A 20,892-nucleotide genomic window follows, 5' to 3' on the forward strand; every position below is an offset into this window, starting at 1 on the left:
CGCTCACCTCGACATGCTCAGTTCGGCCCGTCTCACGCGCACCGCCGGATCATCTGGAGGACACCCATGGCCCACGCCCCGATATCGAACCCCCACCTGGACGCGCGGGCCTCCGACCGGGCCGCAGGGGTGCTGCTCGGCGCGGCCGCGGGCGATGCGCTGGGTGTGCCGTACGAGTTCAAGGCGACGCTGAGCGAGGACCAGCAGCCCCGGATGATCGGCGGCGGCCTGGGCCCGTACGAGCCCGGCGAGTACTCCGACGACACGCAGATGCAGGTGTGCATCGCCCAGGTGGCGGCGACCGGAGCGGATCTGCGCAGCCCCGGGGCCCTCGACGCGATCGCCGCCAACTTCCAGCACTGGCTGAGCGAAGGCGCCAGCGACGTCGGCAACCAGACCAGCGTGATCCTCAGTACCGCCGCACGCGCACCCGGTTCGGCGGGCACGGCGATTCGGGAGGCCGCCCGGGAGTACACCGCCGGCACCGTCCGCAGCGCCGGGAACGGCTCGTTGATGCGGACCGGGATCGTCGCCCTGGCTCACCTCGACGACGCCGCCGCGATGGCCGAGGCCGCGATCGCCGTCAGCGCGCTCACCCACCCGGACCCCGACTGCGCAGACGCCTGCGTCCTGTGGTGCTCCGGCATCCGCACCGCGGTGCTCCACGGGACCTTCGACGGCGTGCGCGAGGGCCTGGACCTGCTGCCCGCCGAGCGCCAGGAGACCTGGGCGAAGCGGCTGGACGATGCGGAGGCCAACCCGCCGCGCCACTTCCAGAACAACGGCTGGGTCGTCCACGCCCTCCAGGCCGCCTGGTCGGCCATCACCCGCACGGCTGTGCCCGAACTGAACCTGGCCGAGGGCCGCTTCCCCGCCCAGCACCTGCAGCTGGCACTGGAGGCGGCGGTCCGCGCCGGGACGGACACCGACACCGTCGCGGCGATCGCCGGCGCCCTGCTCGGCGCGCGCTGGGGCTGCTCCGGCATCCCGCTGGAATGGCAACTGGCCGTCAACGGCTGGCCGGACCTCGCCGCGCCCGACCTGGTCCGGCTGGCGGTGCTCACCGCCCGGGACGGGAGCGACGACAAGCTCGGCTGGCCCTCGTCGCCCCAGATGCCGCCCGGCAGCCACACCGGCTTCGCGACACCCCACCCCCACGACCCCGGTGTGATCCTGGGCAACCTGGCCCTGGCCCAGGGCACCGAGCCGGTCGGCGTCGACGCCGTGGTCTCACTGTGCCGTATCGGCACGGCACCGCTGCTGCCCGGCACCGACATCGAGCACGTCCGCGTCTGGCTGGTGGACAGCGACGGCTCGAACGCCAACCTCCACTACGCCGTCGACCAGGCCGCCCGCCAGGTGCTGCGCCTGCGCCAGGAGGGCAAGCGCGTCCTGCTCCACTGCTTCGCCGGGCAGAGCCGCACGCCGGCCGTCGCGGCGGTCTACAGCCACCTGTTCCAGGGCATCGACGCGAAGACCGCCCTGCGGGACCTGCGCCGCACGCTGACCGGCGGCTGGCACCTCCACGCACACCCGGAACTCCAGGAAGCCGTCCACGAACTGACCTCGGGCCGAGACCAGCAGACGGGAGGGGCTGCCGACCACAAAGGCCTGAGCGGTAGCGCAGAGGACAACGACGGCGCCCAGCCGACCGGGTCCACCGCCAAGAAGATGGGCACGCTGGGCATCGAGTGGATCGTTCACCCTGACGACGTCACCCCGGAGCAGACCCAGGCCGTCCTGGATGACCAGGAGGCAGGCCGGAAGAGGTTCCTGAAGGAGAGAGCTCTCGATCAGTTCGATGATGCCTCTGCCGACCTGGGGCCCGTGGAACCGCAGCTGGGCCGCGACGCCGAGCGGGGGCAGCGGAGGGGGCTGCTTGAGGAGAAGGGGGCTGCGTCCCGGGTGCGCGGGCTGATGCTCGGCCTGGCGGTGGGCGACACGCTGGGCCGCGCCGGGGGCACGCTGCCGGCCGAGGGCCCACTGCGGGCGGGGGTCAGCACCCAGCTGGCGTGCTTCACCGCGGAGGGCACGATCCGCGCCCTCGTACGAGGCGCCGAGAAGGGCATCTGCCACCCGCCGTCGGTGGTGTGGCACGCGTACTGCCGGTGGGCCGCGCTGCAGGGTCTGGAGGCCAAGCGCTGGGAGTCGGGCGAAGGGCCGTGGCCCGACGGCTGGCTCGCGCAGGTGCCGGTGCTGGCCGAACGGCGCGGCTCGGCACCGGCGACCGTGGCCGCGCTGGCCAGGATCGAGCAGGGCACCGTGGAGAGGCCGACGACGACCAGCCGCGGCTGCCACGCCCTGACCCGCACCCTCCCCCTCGCGGTGCTCGGCGCCGCGCAAGGCCCCGAGCTCGCAGGCACGTGGGCGCGTGAAATCGCCGCCCTCACGCACGGCGACCCGGCCGCGCACTCCGCAGCGGCCCATGCGGCGGTGCTGGCCAGCCACTGCCTGACCGGCTCGCCGGTGCGACAGGCCCTGCGGGACGGCCTCAAGGCGCTGCGTGCCGCGGAGCGCGGCTCGGCCGCCAATGACCTGGACCGGCTCGACGCGGCTCTCCAGGAGGCCGTCGGCCACGGCGCCGACGCCGGGCGGCTCGCGCGGCTCGCACCGGACGCCACGGCGCCCTCGGCCTTGCTGGGCGGCGTGTACGTCGCCGCGTCCTTCCCGGCCCGGGAGCAGGTGGGGGACGCGCTGCGCTTCGCCGCCGGGGCACCGGACGGCGACTCCGTCGCCTGCGTGGCGGGCGCGCTGCTCGGCGCGGCCCACGGCGCGGAGGCCCTGCCGGTCGATCTGGTCAGCCGCCACGAACTGGCCTGGGTCCTGGACACCCTGGCCCGCGACCTCGTCACGCAGCTCGCCCGCACGGACAGCGACCCGCACTGGTGGGGTCGCTACCCCGGCTGGTGACCCGCCTCCCAGTACGTTGGCCACGAACGTTGCCGGGGTGTTGGTGACCGGCCGGTCGGTGCTCGCGGTGCTGGTCGGCAGGCGTCATCCTCGTTGTCGACGTGCTCGCTGGTGAGGGTGAGGGCGAAGATGGCAGAGCCGGTCAGACGCCGCCATGCGCTGAGGTCCGTGTCGGCGGCCAGTGTCACCAGGGCCGCGTCTGGCACAAGATCCCGGCAACAGGACGATCGTCGGGCAGTGCAGGCGAAGGCGACGTTCCTGTAGGGCGGCGGCCGGCCCGTCTGGTATCGGCGCACCTGCCGATACAGCGCCTCGGGATCGGCGGCGAGCGTGCCGGACGCTGTACGGTGACCTCGCGTCCACCGAGGAGGCGTGCGGCCGGGCCCGGCTCCGAATCCGTGGGAGCCTGACACATCCGGTGTGCGTGCCACCGTGGGGAGTACGGTGAAGGGGCCAGGGAACTTGGCCTGCCGACAGCGGAGCCGAGGCGATTCGGCTTCGGGAGTTCGGCGGGCCGGCCGGGCTCCGTGCTGACAAGCGAGAACACCATGGCCGACTTGGACAACCCCCATCTTCCCGAACACTTCCCGGACGAGATCCGGCGAGCGGTGAAACCCGGGACGGCGCTGCTGAGGCTGGAGACGACTCGGGACCGTCAGGGAATCCTCGACGGTGCGTGGTGGCCGCGTTCCCGTGACATCGCCGCGGAGCTTCCCCGTCTGGTCACCGAGTTGGTCCGCTATCTGGGCCCCATCACTCGCGTCGGTCTGGACGCGAACGCCTGGGACGAACTCCCCACGCGCCTGACCGTTGACGACCGGGTCGTGCACATCGATTCCTTCCCCGTCGGTGACGACACCGTCCTGATCACCCGCGGTGACCGGGACCACTTCTCCCTGCTGGTGGTGCCGCCGCGGGCCACCCCTGATGCGGCGCGCGCCGCGATGGCCAAGGCGGTACAGGCCGGCAACGTCGCAGGGGCCGAACAGATCCTCATCGACACAGGCACCAATCCGGATCGTCCGAGGCGCGTGGACGACGCCGACGCGGGTCCGCAACCCGATGAGCTGACGTGAGGGTGCGGCCGAGGGCGGTCACCGGTCGGCTTGTGCGCCAGCCGGGTAAGCAGCGATATCGTGGACATATGTCGGTTTATGTCAAGCTTGTGCTTGAAGCGCGGTCGCCCGCGGAGCCTTCCCAGGGGCCCCTGGACATGCAATACGAAGACAAGCCAGGGCTGGCGACGTACGAGTACGACGTGCACCCGAGCGGGGCCTTGCGGGTTCTGCGCGTCTCCGAGAACGCGCCGCACGTCATTGAGGGATTCTTCGGACCCGGCGCTTGGCTGCAGGTCACGGGCACATATCTCCGAACGGGCTCCCAGTACTGATCGACGACCGGTGCCGGTTGACCGGGGCGCCAGGCCTCGCAGAGCGAGGATGGCGATGGATAGGGCCGCCGGCCACGCCCGCCCAGCAGTGGGTGCTGGGGGCCATGCCTCCCAGCAGGTCGCGACACCGGTCCCGGCGAACCGGCCGGCGTCCCCTTGACACGCACCCACTTCCCGCAGCGGCAAAGGCGGTGACCCGTGCTCCCGCACGCTGTGCGGGAGCGTCCGCGTCAACCGGAACGCAACGGCCCCGGCGCATTCACACGCCAGGGCCGCCCTTCCAAACTGCTGCACGTGAGAGTGCACCAGTTCACTGCCTATCGTAATGCTGCCGAGCTCTCGACGCGAAGACACGAATAACAGTGAGCCGCATCCCGCACCTGCCGTGGGCCCGGACGCCCGCTCCGCCCCGGCACGGCCGCACTCCAGCGCTTACGGGAAACAGGCCCAACACAGCGCCGGGGGTCTGCCCGGACGAGGGTGCCGTCGCGGATCGGCCGGGCTACGCCGGGCAGGCTGGGTTCGCCCGCCCCATCCGCCTGCCGGCCCGATCGGGTACGGGCCGGTGCGTCACCCCCAGGCGGTTGCCGGCGGCCACTCGGCCCGGCGGGCCCGGGCGGTGTCCGCCCGCTTGATGGCCTCCACCGCCGCGTGCCCCGTATCACCGCGGCTCGCCGCCACCCGAGGCGGAATCACTCCCGCGTGCGGGTGGCCGGCAGGGGTCGGGCGGCCCGTACGCACCCCGGACTGGAACGACTGCAGAGCCCGGGGGTCCTGCGTGGTGTCGACCGTGAGGTGCAGGCGGGTGGTGCCGCCCTCGGGACTTGCCGTGCAGCTGCGCTGTTCCGTACCCGCGAAGTGGTGCCGAAGCACTTCAACGACCCGGCGGGCGGCCTCGGGGGACGGGGCGATGACGCGGACCTCGGCGAGCGCGGTCCAGGGCGGCGCCGCCCGGACTGTCACCGCCGCGGGCGGCGGGCGGCCCGCGGCGGTGACACGACGCGGGGAGGCCAGCAGTCGTGCGGGTCGCTGCGCGCTCGCTGCCGTCGAACCACTGGTTCGCAGCAGACGACGGCTGCCGCCTTGTGGCTCTTCCTGCGCCGTCCCGGCCAATGACTCCGGGGAATCGCCGGCGCTTATCTCTGGGACGGCGACAGTCCGGCGGCGACGGTACGGGAGCAGGTCACCGTAGCGGAAAGCGGCGATCCGCTGTTCGTGACGCTCGTTGAGCGCACGGATGATGAAGGCGCCCACAGCGATCATCGCGAGGAGCACGGCCAGGCTGACGAGGAGTGTCATCACGCCCACATCCCCCTGGCGCGGCCGGGCACCGCGGCCATGTCGTCCGTGGACGGGGTGCCGCCTTCCGACTCCCAGTCCGCTTCGCCTCTGCGGTCGGTTCCCATGGTTCGGAGGGGTTCGTCGTCCGCCATGAGGCCGCTCGCGGTGAGTCTGCGCCGGGGGTCGGCCGCGGCTGCCATCAGCCGGGTCGCTGCGGCCAGATCACATTCCGGCGGGATGACCAGCAGATCCAGGCGACCGGTGGTGTAGGAGAGCAGCAGCAGTTTGTTCGGGTCCTGTTCCGTGAACCACCCGACGTGGACGACATGTCCTGACGCGGACACCCTTCGCGGGATCACCGGCCAGAGCGTGGGGTTCACCGCGACTCGGGTCACTCGCGCCCAGCTTCGATCCAGTGTGTCGATCAGGGCCGGGAGTTCACGTGCGAGATCGCGGGAACGCGGCCACCAGGCTCCGTCCAGCAGACCACGCGCGGCAGCGGGCAGCTTCAGTGCCAACCGGGGCGGAAGTATCGGAGGTGAAGAATCCTGCCCATCAGCGATGAGCGGTCGATCGAGGATGACACTCATGACACGGACCTGACTCCGGGCGTGTTCCCACTTGCCCGAGATGGTCGTTCGCCGGGAACGACACCGGCATGAGGGCCCGTGTGCGTAATGCTCCTGGTAACTCCAGACTACTCCGGCGAGGGCCCGCTGAGGACGGTACTGACGTACGGCGGGCATCTGACGGGGCTGGGCACGGCTCGCGAGGGTGGCCCCGCGCTCGGAGCACACCCTCACGCCAACGGTGCTCTGCGCGCGGCGCGGTTCCTGCGCGCTCTCGGCGTGCGTCACATCCGCGCATTGCGCGGCCCCATGTCACCGGGACGGCGCAGCGCGGCACGGGCGTCCCTGGCGGAACCCGGCCCCCGGCGCGGGGGCGGGATCGCGGGCCGGGCCCCACCGCGCCCTGGCGCCCTGACCGGCACGGGGGAAGGACTCCCCCTGAGCGCCGAATGCCCCGAATAGGTAGATTCACCCCGGATGCCCAGGGCGCGGACGCCCGCAACGGCTTCCGCCGCAGGACCCCGGAACCGCTACCCCGAGGCGAGGAGGAAGCCCATGTCCCGACTGGTCGTCGCGGGCGTCGGCTGCCACGGGGGTCCGGCGGCGGTGCCCCGGGCCGCGGCGGTTCCCGGACACGGGAAGACCGGCACCGCCGCGGACGCCACATGCCCGGACAACGAGAACTCCGGCCCCCGGAGGCCGCCGAGGAACGGGGAAACCCACCATGGCCACTGACACACCCATGCAGCTCGGCATGATCGGGCTCGGCCGGATGGGCGCCAATCTCGTGCGCCGGCTGATGCGCGACGGCCACCGGTGCGTCGTGCACGACCTCAGCCGCGACGCCGTGCTGGAGCTGGAGAAGGAGGGGGCGACGGGCACCGCCTCCCTCAAGGAGTTCGTGGAGAAGCTGGAGCCGCCCCGCAACGTCTGGCTGATGCTGCCCGCCGGGGTGGTGCAGCGGACGCTCGACGAGCTCACCACTCTGCTCCAGCCGGGCGACACCGTGATCGACGGCGGCAACTCGTACTACCGCGACGACATGACCCGCGCCCGGCAGCTCGCCGCGCAGCGGATCCACTACGTGGACTGCGGCACGTCCGGCGGTGTGTGGGGGCTCGAACGCGGCTACTGCCTGATGATCGGCGGCGAGGACGAGCCGGTGGCACGGCTGGGCCCGGTCTTCCGCACCATCGCCCCCGGCCGCGGGAACGCGGAGCCCACACCGGGCAGGACCAGGTCCGACGGGACCGCGCCGGAGGGCTATCTGCACTGCGGGCCGAGCGGCGCCGGCCACTTCGTGAAGATGGTCCACAACGGGGTGGAGTACGGGATGATGGCGGCCATCGCCGAGGGCCTGAGCATCATCCGGCACGCGGACGCGGGCCTCGGCCGCAGGACCGTCGACGCCGAGACCGCTCCGCTGCGCGAGCCCGAGGCGTACCCGTACGAGATCGACGTGGCCGAGGTCGCCGAGGTGTGGCGGCGCGGTTCGGTGATCGGCTCCTGGCTGGTCGACCTCGTCGCCGACGCGCTGGCCCGCTCGCCGCAGCTGGACTCGTTCACCGGCCGGGTCTCGGACTCCGGTGAGGGCCGCTGGACGGTCCAGGCGGCGATCGACGAGAGCGTGCCCGCCCCCGTCATCAGCGCCGCGCTCGCCGAGCGGTACGCGTCGCGCGGACTGGGCGAGTTCGGCGACAAGGTGCTGTCCGCGATGCGCGGCGAGTTCGGCGGCCACGCCGAGAAGACCGGGTGAAGGCGCCGTGACCCACCGTTCCCCCTCCCCGAGCCACGGACCGGTCCCCGAGGACCACGTGGTGGTGGTGTTCGGCGCGACCGGCGACCTCGCCCGGCGCAAGCTGCTGCCCGGACTGTTCCACCTGGCCAAGGCGGGGCTGCTGCCGGCCCGCTACCGGATCGTCGGCTCGGCTCCGGCCAAGAGCTCGCTGAGCGACGAGGAGTTCCGCAAGCACGCGCGGGAGGCGGTCGCGGAGTTCGGCCGGTCGAAGCCCGAGGGCCGCGCGTGGCAGGAGTTCGAGGCGGCCCTGTCCTTCGGGGCGTGCGATCCCGGCGCCGCCGAGCCGCTGCTCGCGGCCGTCCAGGAGGCCGAGCGGGCCATCGGCGGCAACCCGCGGCGCCTGTTCCACCTCGCGGTGCCGCCGAGCGCCTTCACGTCCGTGGTGGAGACGCTCGGGGCGAGCGGCCTCGCCGAGAACGCCCGGGTGATCGTGGAGAAGCCCTTCGGTACGGACCTCGCCTCGGCCCGCGCGCTCAACGCGTCGATCCACGCGGTGTTCGACGAGTCGCGGGTCTTCCGCATCGACCACTTCCTCGGCAAGGAGTCGGTCGACAACATCCTCGCCCTCCGCTTCGCCAACGGCCTCTTCGAGCCGATCTGGAACCGCGACCACATCAGTCATGTGCAGATCGACGTGCCGGAGAGCATCAGCATCGAGGGCCGGGCGCAGTTCTTCGAAGGCACCGGCACCTTCCGGGACATGATCGTCACCCATCTCTTCCAGCTGCTGGGATTCGTGGCCATGGAGCCGCCCACGGCACTCGAGGCGCACTCCATGCGGGACGAGAAGGAGAAGGTCTTCCAGTCGCTCAAGCCCATCGACCCGGCCCATGTCGTCCGCGGGCAGTACGAGGGATACCGCGCCGAGCCCGGCGTGGACCCGAAGTCGGACACCGAGACCTTCGTCGCGCTGCGCGTCGGGATCGACAACTGGCGCTGGGCCGGGGTGCCCTTCTACCTGCGCTCGGGCAAGTCGCTGGGCGAGGCGCGGCACGTGGTGACGCTCGGCTTCCGGGAACCGGCCCTGCGCATGTTCCCGCTGGCCGCGCGCGAGGGCGCCGGCGTCCGGAGCAACGAGTTGCTGATCGACTTCGACGACCCCGGCCGCATCATGGCCTGCTTCCTGGTGAAGGACCCCGGGCCCGCCATGCGCCTGCGCGAGGCGGAGATGGTCTTCAGCTACGCCGAGTCCTTCAACTCGATGCACGCGCTGGAGGGCTACGAGCGCCTGCTCCTGGACGCGATGCTGGGCGACCAGTCGCTGTTCACCCGTTCCGACGGCATCGAGCGCCTGTGGGAGGCGTCCGCCCCGCTGCTGGAGAACCCGCCGCCGGTGCAGCTGTACGCACCCGGTTCCTGGGGACCGGAGCCCGCCGTGCGCCGGCTGATCGCGCCGCACCGCTGGAGCCTGCCGCGCCGGGCGTGACCGGGGGCGGCCGAAGGGGCCTCGGCAGCCCCGACGAACACCAGCTTGCGGACGTCCCGCCCCGGCCAGGGGGTTGCTGCACCGGGGCCGGGGCGGGGTCGGTCGGGCCCGGGTCAGTCCGCCAGAGGAGCCGTCAGGTTCCCGATCCGCGTGACCGCCCAGCGCACCATGATCACCGTCACCATGGCGCTTGCCGCGACAGCGGTGACGATCGAGGCGGCCGAGCCGGAGTGCAGCGCGGTCAGGAACGGGAAGACCAGCGTGACCACCGCCGCCAGCGCCCCGGCGCCGTACCAGGCCAGGAACAGCACCGGGCCCAGGCTGCCCGTAGGAGACTGAGTCGACGACATCAGCAGATGATGCTTGGTCGCCCCCCGGCAGGCGTTGACCAGCGAAGCGCCCACCAGCGGTGGCACCAGGGCCGGTGCCAGCAACGCGCGGGCCCCCGCGCCTTCCCCGGCCAGCACCCCGGCCGCCGCCAGTGCGCCCACCAGCCCCAGCACGACGGGCACCGCCGTGTGCCGCAGCATGAGGTCCCGATAGGGGTACGGCGCCCATGACGCGCGCCGCGTGTCGTCGGTCTCCACCCGGGCCGGCTCCAGCAGCTGGGTCAGCGACCAGTAGCCGAAGACCAGTGAGGCCAGTGCCGCCGTCACGCCCGTCCCGCCGTGCGCCGATGCCGCCAGCACCGCGCCCAGCACCGCGAGCACCCCCAGCACCACTGCCCGGCCGAGCCGGCCCGGAGTCCGCAGCAGCGCGAGCGTGTCCCGCCACGGCACCGCCAGTTCCGCCCAACGGGGCGCCGGCAACCGCCATCGCGTCGACCGGCCCCCGCCGGTGACCCCGGCCACCGCCTGCCGCGCGGTACGGAACTCCGCTGTGCGCAGCGCGGCCATCACTCCGGTCGCGGTCCGCGAACGCCGCCGTACCGCGGACAACGCCAGCGACCCGGTGAAGCGGTGTGCCGCGGCCAGCGCGCCGGCCACCACCACCGCCAGCAGGACGCCCGCGGCCCAGCCGCCCGGCAGCGCGGCAGGCGTGGGGGCGAGCGCGGCCAACCCGGCCCAGCCCCAGGGCCCGGACCACAGCTCCACCCGTTCCAGTCCCGGCAGCCGGTCGCCGCTGACCGCCAGCACGGTCTGCGCCACCAGCGCCAGCACCGCCATGCCGACGTACGGAGTGGCCAGCCTGGCCCAGCGGGCCACCCGCTCGCTGCCTTCCACCGCGGTGGCCAGCGCGGTCGCCAGCAGGGGCAGACCAGCGCCGCCCAGCAGGCACCAGCCGAACGCGGCGGGCAGCCCCACACCGACGGTCAGGCCCAGCGCGATCATGCCGATCGCCGCGACCAGCAGCCCGGCCCCGCCGGAGATCGCGGCCGAGCCCCAGAACCACGGCCGCAGCACCCGGGCGACGTCCACCGGCTGCGCCAGCAGCCAGTCCACGGTCTCGCGCGGCGGCACCACCGGCCCGCGCCACTGGGCGTCCCAGGCGGCGACCAGCAGCCATCCCAGCCCCAGCGCGCAGGACCCGGCCGGCAGCGCGGCCAGGATCGCCGCTCCGTGACCGGAGTAGTCGGCGCCCATCGACTTCTCGAGGAACAGCCCCATGCTCGGCAGCGCTCCCCACACCCCGAGGATGAGCGCCACGCAGTACACGGTGTAGGCGATCTGGCCGGTCCTCTTGCGGCGGTGCGGGGTGCGCAGGTCACGGACCAGCCGCAGCGTCTCCCGCGTCCAGTCGTCCTCGTCGGACCAGGCCGCGGAGTGCTCGCCAGTCTCCCCGGTCTCCTCGGCGAGGGCGGTCACCGGGCACCGTCCGCGCTCTCGGCCAGCCAGGTCAGTCCGTCGGTCCCGGTGGCGAGCACCTTGTCCGGGTGGCCGTCGGCCACCACCTTGCCGTCGCTGAGGACCAGCACCCGGTCGGCGACCGCCCTGGCCAGTTCTCCGTGGTGGGTCACCAGCAGCACTCCGACGCCCTCCGCGGTCTCCTTCTTGATCAGGTCCGCCAGCCGCCGCCGCGCGCCCGGGTCCAGTCGCTGTTCCGGCTCGTCCAGGAGCAGCAGGTCGCGCGGCCGGACCATCGCGGAGGCCAGCAGCAGGGACTGGAGCTGCCCGGAGGACAGTGCCCCGGGCAGCGCGTCGGCGTGGTCGGTCAGCATCCGCTCGGCCAGTACGTGGCCGATCCAGTCGCCGGCGTCCTCCACCCCGTGAGCCACTGCCACCAGCTGCAGATGCTCGCGCACGGTCAGGTCCGGGTAACAGGCCGCGGTGTCGCCGACCACCGCCACCCGGGCCCGGACGGCCGGGTCGTTCTCGTTCATCGGCTTGCCGTCGAACTTCACCGTGCCGGTGCTCGGCCTGTCCCGGCCGGCCGCTATGCGCAGCAGTGTCGATTTGCCCGAGCCGTTGTGGCCGAGCAGCGCCACGCACTTCCCGGACCGCAGTCGTAGGTTCATGGTGGCCAGCGCTGTGCGCTTGCCGTAGACCCGGCTGACGCCGCTGAGTTCGAGCAATGGTGGTGCACCCATGTCGCCGGGCCTCTCGTCAACCGCGAACGCTGTCCCCGCTTCGGCCTCGGGGACGACGGCCCGGAGCGGCCCGGCCATTCTCCATGCTCCGCCCGGCCGGGGGCCAGCGGCGCCGGGTGTCCTTGGTCCACTGCGCGTGCGGGGCGCCGGCGAGTGCGTTTGTGAGAGGTTCCCCGTGCCGGCCACGGTGGTGCGCGATGCCGCCCACCTGGACGTCTCAAGGTGACGCGCGGCCGAAGGACCGGACCGGTACCACCCGTGGCGCCAGGTCGGCGCTGACGCGTTGGGACGACGCAACATCACCAAAGCGCACGGAAGCATGAGAAATGCCACAAACTGAGATTCCAGCCGCATCACACCCCTTGAGACAACCCAGGAGTCCGCTGGCCAGCTGAGATCGACATGTCAGCGCGCTGTGTGACCCCACAGTCGGCGACGCGACGGAGATCCGTCACCCGGAGCCTCGCGAGCGAGCCGGTTCGAGGGCAGCAGCGCCTCACCGCTCGCAGGCTTCCGTCTTGCCGGGGCCGTCGGCGCGCGGATGCCAGTCCCGGCGGCCGGCGGGGCCCTCCACCGGAATCAGCGCGCGCGGGACCGTCCGGACGGCTCGGGCGCGAGGTCGGCGAGCAGGGTGTCCAGCACCATCTCCTCCTCCACGCGGACCCCGTGACCGGCCAGGGCTTCGGCGAGTGGCGGGTCCCACGGGGAGGCAGCGGGGATGCCGGTCAGGGGCAGCGCGCTGTCGCGGGCGGCAGCGCGGTAGTCGGCGGTCGTGTAGCGCCAGGGGGTCCACGGAACACGGGCGAGCAAGGCGGCAGCGATGCGCAGTCCGCCCCAGTCGAAGTCGCCGTGGTAGCGCAGGCTCGCACCCTGGTCCGCCATCTGGCGCAGAAGCGTGAGGGCGGCGGCGGAGGGCTGGCCCTGGAGGCACACCAGGGGTGGGCAGTTCGCCCCGTGTACGTCGGCGGCGGCGGCCACGACCGCGGGGTTCTCGCAGACATGCACCGCCGCCCTCGGCGTGAGCAGCGCTGCATCTACAGCGAGTTGACGGAGTGTCAATACGGCGGGTTCGCCGTTCGCGGTCAGCCAGTCCAGAGCGGGGGTGCCGCGCAGGCCGAGGGTAAGGACCGTGGAGGACAACTCGTCGCGCAGCAGTCCGGCCGAAGCCCATGCCTCGCGTCGCCACTCGGTCCCGGAGCCGTCGGGGAAGCCGGTCAGCGCGCGGATTCCGGACAGTGCGAGGGTGGCCAGCGGCGTTCCGTCGTCGAGGGCGTGTGCCGAGCCGAGGGCGCGGGCCGCGAAGGCGGGCAGCGAGACGGCGGGGTCCGCGGGGAGTTCGCGCAGGACGCGCGCGGCGTCGGCGAGCATGCCGTGGGCCGCCTCGGGCGTGCGGGCGAGACGCCGTACCAGGCCGTCGGCACACAGGCGCTCCGCCCAGCCGGCGAGCAGGGGCAGTTGATCGAGCGGCGCGTACGCCTCCTGCCATGCCCGGTCCTCCTCGGCGCGTGTGACGCGTGCCGGGACGACCGGGCCGGTGAGGGCCACGATCGCGGCGGGGAGGCCGTCGGGGCTGATGCCGGAGCGGCGCAGCACCGCGTCCACCGCGTCGAGCCGGACCGTCAGCGAGCGGCCCCCACCCGGCGGACGGCCCAGCAGACGCTCGGCGGCGCGGCGTTGGGCGTCGGTGGGGGTGCCGAGGGACACGCTGCCGGTGAGCGGCTCTTCGCGTTCCATGCGGCGGCGGCCCCGTTCGACGAGCCAGGCGAGGTCCGGGCCGCCGAGCAGGCGCCCCAGACGCACCGCGTCCACCGCCGCGGGCTCGGGCACCCGCCCAGCGGGCCGGGACGGCGCCGCCTGCGATCCCTCGGGCACCTCCGCTGACCGGCTGGGACCGCTTGAGGGCATGCCGGGTGCCCCATCGGCGAGACTTCCGCGGTCGGCGTCCGGCGTCACGTCCACAGCCGTTCCCCCACCGGGTCACCGGCGCCGGTCACGGCGGTCGCGACCGCCGGGTCCTCCGCACGCGTCCGCGTCGCGCCGTCCCATTCCCAGCGGGTGACGAGCACCGCGGCGAGTTCGTCGATGCGGGAGAGCTGGGCGATGGCGATGCCGGGCACCTGCGGGTAGCAGGCCCACTCGCGTTCGCTGGTCATCACGACGTCCAGGTCGAAGGCGTGCAGCAGTCCGAGGCACTTGGCTCGGGAGTCGTCGTCGACGCCGGCGAACGCCTCGTCGAGGGTGACCAGGCGCGGTGCGTGCGGGTTGCCGGCGGTGGCGTAGTGGGAGGAGGCGGCGGCGAACAGCGGCACGCTCACGGCGAGGACGCGCTCGCCGCCGGAGGCGGGGCCGGTGGCCGGGACCCAGCGGCCGTGCTGGTGGCGTTCGATGCCGAACTCGTGCCAGGAGCGGTAGTCCAGGGCGGCGGTCAGGTGCTCCAGCCAGCTGCCGGAGGTGTCCTCGCTCTGCCGCGCGATGATCTGCGCCTGGAGGAACTCGCCGACCGCGGCCCGGTCCTCGGGGGTCCACGCGTCGGCCGACTGGCGCAGCCGGGCGCGGGCCTGGTCGAGTCCGGCGGGAGCCTTGCGGGAGGGGCGCCACACCAGGCGCAGCTTCATCCCGGTGGAGGTGGGCCGCTGCTCCAGTTCGTCGTTCATGGCGGCGACCTGGCGTTCGGCCGTGCCGATCAGTTCCTGGAGGGTGCCGGCGACCTCGGTGATGAGGTGGGTCTCCAGGATCTCGCGCTCGCGGGCGGACAGGATGCGGGTCAGCTCGCCGACCTCGGCCGCGAGGGCCTCGGACAGTTCGGGCACGGCGCGGGCGCGGCCCTGGTAGACGATGTCGACGACGATTCCGTCCTCGACCATGCGGGCGGCCGCGGAGTGGCCGTGCCGGGACAGGGCGTCCTGGAGAGTTTTCAGTTCCTCGCCGAGCCGTTTCTGTACGCGCTCCCAGGCTGCCTCGGAGTCGTCGGTCGCCGCGAGTTCCGACTCGACGGCACGGGCGAGCCCGATGGCGGCGGTGGCGCTCCACGGCCCGCTGTCGGACGGGGGCACTTCGGTGCCGGGTAGCGCCACAAAGAGCAGCCCGGTGCCTGCGAACCGCTGGAGTGCCGCGATCGCCGTGGTACGGGCTGCGACGGACTCGGCGATGTCGCGCTCCAGTTGCTCGATGCGTCCTCCCGCCTTGCCCACGCGCTCGACGGCCGCGGTGTGGGCCTGCTGCGTGCCCTTGCGGCCTGCGGCGTTCTGGGTGAGGGCGGCGGCGGTCCCGGCGAGGCGGCGCTCCAGCTCGGCGACGGCCGCTCCGACGGTGGAGCGCAAGGTGGTGTGGCGCTCGTCTGCCGCCGCCGCGTCGTGCCCGGCCTCCTCGGCGCGCAGGGCGAGTTCGGCGGCGCGCTCGCCGGCCTGCTCGGCGTCGCCGCGTTCGGTCTCGACGGTGCGGGCGGCCTCGGTGCGTTCGCGCAGGGCGGGCCAGAGGGCGGCCAGGGCGACGTCGAGCGCGGCCAGGGCCTGGCGTACGGCGGTGAGTCCGGGGCGGTCGGCGGGCAGGCCGAGATCGGCCGCGGTCCGGCTGAGTTCGCCGGCGGCCCGTTCGGCCCGCTGCGCCGTCTCGGTGAGGTCGGCGGCCCGCTCGTCCCTGCGTCGCGCGGCCCTGCCGGTCTGCTGGGCGGCCGCGTCCAGCCGGGCGTGGGCCTGCCGCAGCGGGGCGTCGTCGGGTGCGGCGGCCAGCTCGGCGTCGAGCGTGCGGCGGCGGGCCGCCACGGCCTGCGCCTCGGTGGTGATCGCCGCCGCCTCGGTGGCCAGGGCGGCGAGTTCGGCTCGCAGTACGGCGATCCTGGCGCGCCTGGCCTCCTCGCGCGCCCCTTCGCCGATGTACTCGGCGGCGGGCTTCGCCCAGCGGCCGGTGAGCGCGCCGACCCGGAAACGGCCGTCGGAGTGGATCCAGGTGTCGGTGTCCGGGGCGGTGCCGCGGGGCCCGTACCCGACGGCTGCCAGCAGCCGGGCCACCGCCTGCTCCCCCACGGCGGTGGCGCCCGCGTCGCCTCCGTCCACGGCCGGCCGCAGTACGTCGGCGAGTGAGCCCGGGGGGACGGGGCCGCTCAGCGGGTCGAGCAGGATGTCGTCGCCGTCCGCGTCCAGGGCCGTGCCGTCCGGGCGTACCCAGGCGTCCAGCAGACCGGACGCTTCCAGAGCGGCTTCGATCCCCGCGCGGTCGTCGTCCGGGACCGGTTCGCGGAAGTCCACCAGGCGCCACAGCGGTGCGCCGGCTGTTCGTTCCCGTACGCCGGGGGTGCGGGTGTACGGGGGCCGGGGGCCGCGCTGGCCACCGGATTCCAGGACGCCGAGTTCCGCCTCGGCCGCCCGGCGCCTGCCGTCCAGTTCATCCTGGCGCTGCGTCGCTTCCGCTGCACGGTCGGCCAGTTCGCCGGAGCGTGTGCGGTGGGCCCGTACCGCCGCCTCCCGCGCCGGGTTGGGCCCGTTCAGGTGCTGCGTCCATTCCTGGAGCTCCTCCAGGAGACCCACCGGATCGGGGTACGCCAACTGCACGCAACCGGCGGCGTGTTCCCGTACGGCTGCGAGCAGTTCCCGGCCCGCGGCCCGGACGGTCTCGTGGGCGCGGCCGTGTTCCTCCTGGGCGTGGGCGAGGTCGGACTCGGCCTCGTCGAGGCGGCGGGAGGCGGCCAGCTTGTCGGATGCGGCGCGGTCGGTTTCGTCGGCCAGTTGCTGCACGTGGTCGAGGGTGCGCCGCCTGCGGTCCGCCGCGGCTTCGACGGCGTCGCGGGCGGGTTCCCTTTCCGGGGGCAGTTCCACATGGGCGTCCGCGGCGACCTGGCCGACCCGGGCGAGTGCCTGTCCGGCCTGGTCGTCGGCCGAGGTGAGCCGGTTTCCAGCGGTGGACAGCCGCGCCAGCGCACGGGCGTGCATCTGCTCGGCCTGCCCGCGGTCGGCCTCGGCGCGGTCGCGGGCGTCGGCGGTGCGCCGGGCGTGCTGGGCGGCCTGCTCCAGTTCGCGGGCGCTGCGCATCTCGGGGCCCTCGCGCAGGGCCGCGTCCTGGGCCTTGAGGCGGGCTTCGGCTTCTTCGAGGGCGGCGAGGCGCTGCTCCGCCTCGCCGCGCTCTTCTTCCGCGCGGCTCCTGTCGGCCCGCGCGTCCGACAACTCGCGTTGCAGGGATTCGTACTTCGCGTGCTCGGCGCGCGGCAGCCGGGCACGGCGGCGGGAGGCGATGCGGGCGTAGCGGCGGTAGTGGTCGAGGAAGGCCGAGGCGGCCTTCTCGGCTTCGGCGGCGGCGCGCAGTTCCTCCTTTTCCTCGTCCAGGGAGCGGAACGCCTCCGCCACGTCGGCGATGACGGCCTGGTCCATCGGGGGCAGGGCCTCGGTCAGTGCCCTGGACAGGGCGGCCTCGTTGGGGCGCTTGGACAGCTGTGGCTGGCGCAGCTGGATGAGGAGGTCCACCAGGGCGGCGTACCGCTGTTCGCCGAGCCCGAACAGCGCCTCGTCCACGGCCCTGCGGTACGCGCCGGCCTGGTCGTAGACCATGCCGTGGCCGGTGACGGCCTCGGCGATCCGGTCCCGGGACAGCGGGGTCCCCGTCGCGTCGAGGAAACCGAGGTCCTGCCCGACGCGCTGGTCGGTGACGACGAACCAGTGGCGGACGATGCCGCGCCCGGAGACGGCCTTGAGGCCGCAGGCGAGGGTGCGGAAGTGCTCCTCGCCGGTGGTGTCGTCGCGCCTGCCGAACTCGATCCAGGTGTAGCCGAGGCGTTCGGGATGCGGGTGTTCGCCGCCGAGCAGCAGGTTCCACTCCATGCGCTTGCCGGGGTCGGCGTCGGGTTCGACGCGGCGTGCGGACAGGTCGCCGTCGAGGAGGAAGGGCAGGGTGAGGGCGAGGACCTTGGACTTGCCGGTGCCGTTGTTGCCGCGCAGCAGCAGGCGGCCGTCCTTGAAGTGGAACTCCTCGGTGTCGTAGAGGAAGAGGTCCACCAGTCCGGTCCGCAGCGGCTGCCAGCGGGTGCGGCCGGGCCGGGGCAGGAGCGGCCCTGCGGCGGGGTCGGACGAGGACGGGTGGCGGGGGGCGGGCAGGTCGGTCATCGCTGCGTGGTCCTTGGCTGGGCGGTCTTTCCCGGTTCGAGCACGACGGTCTCGCCGACGGCGTACCGGGCGAGGGCCGGGCGGGGCGCGACCCCGTCCGGGGTGCGGACGGCGAGGGACAGGGCGGTGAGTTTGGTGACGGCCTGCTCGACGAGCTCGCCCTCGGCGCCCGGTTCGCGGGCGGTCTTCGCCCAGAAACCGCCGTGCTCGGCGGCGAGTTCGCGCACCTTGCGCTTCAGCTCCTCGGTGGTGGCCGGTCCCTGACGGGCGGCGAGGTGTTCGGCGAGGAGCAGGGTGACGTGCCCGTGCGTGCCCTGTTCCGGCATGCGTACGTCGGTGAGGTCGTCGTCCGGGTCGACCATGGCGATCCCTTCGGCGCGGACCTCGGGCACCAGGCCGGTCAGCTCGGTGATGCGGGCGGTGAGGAAGCCGCGCTGGCGGGTGAGGTAGGCGAGTTCGGTGTCGGTGAGGGTGTCGTAGTAGAGGACGGGGTCGTCCAGGAGACGGCGGGTGAGGGTGCGGCGCAGGGCGCGGAAGCGCAGTTCGTCGCTGTCGAGCGCGGTCTCGGCGGTCAGGGCGGTGAGCCGCTCCTCGAACCCCTCGGCCTGGATGAGGGACGGGCCGTGGCGGGTGGCGAGCAGCCCGGCGAGCACGCGGCGCTCGACGTCGTAGAGCACGTCGCCCGCCCCGCTGACGTACGCGTCCTCGTCGCCCGCGACCCGGCGCAGCACGCCGATGGCCAGCAGCAGCCGTACGACGGCGGCAAGGTCGAGGCGCTCGTCGCGGCGATCGAGGGTGAACTCGATGCCGGCGGCGATCAGCTGGGGGTCGGCGGCGTCCAGGACGACCTGTTCCGCGAGGCGTCCGAGCGCGATCTGCTTCTCGCCACGCTCCAGCGCGGCGAGCGCCAGGCACAGCAGGACGTAGCGGCGGCGGGTGAAAGGGGCGCCGGCCCGACTCGCCTCACGTGCGGGGTGGGTGGCGTCGGTCAGGGTGCCGGGCGCTTTGCGCAGCCGGGCGGCGTCGGCATCGACGACGAGGGCCCAGCCGGTGTTCCGGTCGAACCATTCCCGCAGCTCCGGCGCGTTCTGCCGGACCAGCCGGAAGGCGTCGGCGTGCCGTCCGCGGGCGAGGAGCAGCGGCTGGGCCAGCAGGGCGCGGGCGGCTTTGCGCAGGTCGGCGGCGCGCTGCCCGTCCAGGACCTCGGCGAGGGGGGTGCTCACGGCGCCTCCTGGGTGAGGCCGGTGATCTGGACCAGGTGGTCCGGGCCCCGGAAGACCCCGCCGGGGGTGCGGATCTCGGCCGTCGTCCCGTCGCCGAGGGCGCTGAGGCGGATCTCCATCGAACCGTCGTTGCTGGTCGCGACGGTGCGGGTCATGCCGGGCCGCCAGGTGGCGAGCGCGTCGCCGAGCAGTTGGAGGAAGAGGCCGAAGGCGAGCGGGTCGAGTTCGCCGAGCGCGGAGAGCCGGGTGGTGCCGTCGGTGGTGAGGCGGGCGCGGGCCGCTGCTGTCTCGGCGGCCTGCTTGGCCGCGATCTCCGCCAGGCGGCTCCGCGCCTGCGACCGGTCCTCGACCTTGCGGGGCTTGCCGCGGCGCTCGTAGCTGCCGGTGCGGCGCAGTTGGGGGCTGATGCGCAGCGGCTCGGACTCGGCCCAGGGGGTGGCTGCCGGCTCCGGCCGTGCGGTGCGGGCGGCGAGGGTGTCGGCGTCGACGGTGAGGTGGCGGGCGGGGTAGAGGCCGAAGGCGGCGCGCCACAGCCGGTGCCGGGCGTCGTCGTCGGGGGCCTCGGCGAACCAGCGGGCGAGGGTGCGGAAGTCCGCGGAGCGGTCGGAGCGTCCGGCGCGGCGTTCGTTGAGCGCTCGTACGACGGCCAGTAGCTGGGGGATCGCCCCGAGGGCCCGCCCGCGCAGCAGCCGGGCCTGCGACTCGCGTCCGTCCCGGCTGATGAACCAGGCGCCGAGCCCGGCCCACCGTGCCGCCCACCGCTCGTACGCCTCCCGCTGCGCGCTCTCGGCGGACTCCGGGGAGGCGTCGGCGGCCTCGCGGGCGGCGGCGGTCGCCAGGAGCGGTTCGATGCGGTCTTCCAACTCCAGGATGAGCTGGGCGATGCGGCTGCCGAGGGTGATCAGGTCCTGGATGAACCGCTCCAGGTACTGGATGAGCTGGTCCTTGTAGGCGAGGAACGCCTCCTCGGAGACGTCGTGCAGGTCGATGGTGCGCTGCAGCGAGCCCATGAAGGCGCGGGCGTTGTCGGCGAGCGCGGCGAAGCGGCTGCCCAGCCCGTCCAGCGCGAGGTGCGTCTTGGCGGGGTCGGGGACCTCCTCGGCGGCGAGCACGAGCAGGGCCCGCAGCTGGGTGACGATGTCGTGCAGGGCCACGGCCTGCAGCGAGCCGCGCCGCCCGAGCGCCTGGTCGTACGCGGCGAGCGCCTCCTCGGCGGCCTCGCCGGGCTGGGTGAGCTGGTACACGTACCGCTTGCGGTAGAAGTCCTCGACCGCGGTGACGCGCGCGGTGTCGGGGTCGGCCCGCAGATTGCCCCATGCCGGCTGGCTCAGATTGTCCAGCGCCTTCGCCACGGTCTCCGCCTCGGCGGGCCGCACGTCGGGCGGCAGCGACGCGTGCACGTCCTCGGGCCGCAGGTGGACCGCGTACCGCTCTTTGGCCTGCAGGAACACGCGCATGATCTGCCGGTAGAGGGCGGCTGTGGGGGTGCTGAGGTGCGCGAACGGGCCGTATGCGGGGGCGGGTCGTTGCTGGAGCGGTGGCGAATGGGTCATCGCAGGTCATTGTGTCCGACGGACACCGTTACGCACGAGTCCTGACCAGGAATGATCGACTCCGGACCGGCCCGGCCCCTTTTAGACAAACCGGTACGGCAGGGGGGCCGCCGGCCACCGTCCGGC

At 73.6% G+C, this 20,892-nt stretch carries 13 protein-coding genes; 5 read left to right on the forward strand and 8 right to left on the reverse strand.

Annotated elements, in window-relative coordinates; translation table 11 throughout:
* Positions 1-66 precede the first annotated feature (66 nt).
* From RV983_RS07040 to RV983_RS07050, 3 genes are all read left to right on the forward strand, one after another.
* Positions 67-2,910: an ADP-ribosylglycohydrolase family protein gene (locus RV983_RS07040; protein ID WP_475984922.1), complete on the forward strand. Its 2,844-nt coding sequence runs from the start codon at positions 67-69 to the stop codon at positions 2,908-2,910.
* Positions 2,911-3,458: 548 nt separating this feature from the next.
* Positions 3,459-3,986 (forward strand): DUF5994 family protein, encoded by a 528-nt coding sequence (locus RV983_RS07045; protein WP_475984923.1) that lies wholly within the window; start codon positions 3,459-3,461, stop codon positions 3,984-3,986.
* 137 nt (positions 3,987-4,123) lie between these two features.
* Positions 4,124-4,300 (forward strand): hypothetical protein, encoded by a 177-nt coding sequence (locus RV983_RS07050; RefSeq protein ID WP_475984924.1) that lies wholly within the window; start codon positions 4,124-4,126, stop codon positions 4,298-4,300.
* 570 nt (positions 4,301-4,870) lie between these two features.
* Here RV983_RS07050 and RV983_RS07055 read toward each other — a convergent pair.
* The gene (locus RV983_RS07055; protein WP_475984925.1) at positions 4,871-5,599 is read right to left on the reverse strand and encodes a hypothetical protein; all 729 of its coding nucleotides are present in this window, start codon (positions 5,597-5,599) and stop codon (positions 4,871-4,873) included.
* Positions 5,599-6,327: a DUF5994 family protein gene (locus tag RV983_RS07060; protein WP_475984926.1), complete on the reverse strand. Its 729-nt coding sequence runs from the start codon at positions 6,325-6,327 to the stop codon at positions 5,599-5,601. Before RV983_RS07060 ends, RV983_RS07055 begins: the two co-directional genes overlap by 1 nt.
* 547 nt (positions 6,328-6,874) lie before the next feature.
* Here RV983_RS07060 and gnd point away from each other — a divergent pair.
* Together gnd and zwf are read left to right on the forward strand one after the other, a co-directional pair.
* A complete protein-coding gene (gene gnd / locus RV983_RS07065) occupies positions 6,875-7,906 on the forward strand; it encodes a phosphogluconate dehydrogenase (NAD(+)-dependent, decarboxylating) (RefSeq protein WP_475984927.1) in 1,032 nt (343 codons plus the stop codon).
* 7 nt (positions 7,907-7,913) lie between these two features.
* Positions 7,914-9,374 carry a glucose-6-phosphate dehydrogenase gene (zwf, locus tag RV983_RS07070; RefSeq protein WP_475984928.1) on the forward strand — a complete coding sequence of 487 codons (1,461 nt, stop codon included), beginning with the start codon at positions 7,914-7,916 and terminating at the stop codon, positions 9,372-9,374.
* Between the two features lie 113 nt (positions 9,375-9,487).
* Here zwf and RV983_RS07075 read toward each other — a convergent pair whose 3' ends face one another.
* From RV983_RS07075 to RV983_RS07100, 6 genes are all read right to left on the reverse strand, one after another.
* Entirely contained in the window at positions 9,488-11,179 is a 1,692-nt protein-coding gene (locus RV983_RS07075; protein ID WP_475984929.1) for a hypothetical protein, read from the reverse strand.
* The gene (locus tag RV983_RS07080; RefSeq protein ID WP_475990239.1) at positions 11,176-11,901 is read right to left on the reverse strand and encodes an ABC transporter ATP-binding protein; all 726 of its coding nucleotides are present in this window, start codon (positions 11,899-11,901) and stop codon (positions 11,176-11,178) included. The genes RV983_RS07075 and RV983_RS07080 overlap by 4 nt, the downstream gene beginning before the upstream one ends.
* A 579-nt stretch (positions 11,902-12,480) precedes the next feature.
* A complete protein-coding gene (locus RV983_RS07085) occupies positions 12,481-13,728 on the reverse strand; it encodes a TIGR02679 family protein (RefSeq protein ID WP_475984930.1) in 1,248 nt (415 codons plus the stop codon).
* Positions 13,729-13,850: 122 nt separating this feature from the next.
* Positions 13,851-17,990 (reverse strand): TIGR02680 family protein, encoded by a 4,140-nt coding sequence (locus tag RV983_RS07090; RefSeq protein WP_475984931.1) that lies wholly within the window; start codon positions 17,988-17,990, stop codon positions 13,851-13,853.
* Entirely contained in the window at positions 17,987-19,213 is a 1,227-nt protein-coding gene (locus tag RV983_RS07095; protein ID WP_475984932.1) for a TIGR02678 family protein, read from the reverse strand. Before RV983_RS07095 ends, RV983_RS07090 begins: the two co-directional genes overlap by 4 nt.
* Entirely contained in the window at positions 19,210-20,766 is a 1,557-nt protein-coding gene (locus RV983_RS07100; RefSeq protein WP_475984933.1) for a TIGR02677 family protein, read from the reverse strand. The genes RV983_RS07095 and RV983_RS07100 overlap by 4 nt, the downstream gene beginning before the upstream one ends.
* Positions 20,767-20,892: the final 126 nt, after the last annotated feature.

The sequence above is a fragment of the Streptomyces sp. RLA123 genome (assembly GCF_056270165.1).

Coding starts and splice junctions, on each gene's coding strand:
- RV983_RS07040 (WP_475984922.1), top strand. CDS start 67: ATGGCCCACGCCCCGATATCGAACCCCCACCTGGACGCGCGGGCCTCC.
- RV983_RS07045 (WP_475984923.1), top strand. CDS start 3,459: ATGGCCGACTTGGACAACCCCCATCTTCCCGAACACTTCCCGGACGAG.
- RV983_RS07050 (WP_475984924.1), top strand. CDS start 4,124: ATGCAATACGAAGACAAGCCAGGGCTGGCGACGTACGAGTACGACGTG.
- RV983_RS07055 (WP_475984925.1), bottom strand. CDS start 5,599: ATGACACTCCTCGTCAGCCTGGCCGTGCTCCTCGCGATGATCGCTGTG.
- RV983_RS07060 (WP_475984926.1), bottom strand. CDS start 6,327: ATGCCCGCCGTACGTCAGTACCGTCCTCAGCGGGCCCTCGCCGGAGTA.
- gnd (WP_475984927.1), top strand. CDS start 6,875: ATGGCCACTGACACACCCATGCAGCTCGGCATGATCGGGCTCGGCCGG.
- RV983_RS07080 (WP_475990239.1), bottom strand. CDS start 11,901: ATGGGTGCACCACCATTGCTCGAACTCAGCGGCGTCAGCCGGGTCTAC.
- RV983_RS07090 (WP_475984931.1), bottom strand. CDS start 17,990: ATGACCGACCTGCCCGCCCCCCGCCACCCGTCCTCGTCCGACCCCGCC.
- RV983_RS07100 (WP_475984933.1), bottom strand. CDS start 20,766: ATGACCCATTCGCCACCGCTCCAGCAACGACCCGCCCCCGCATACGGC.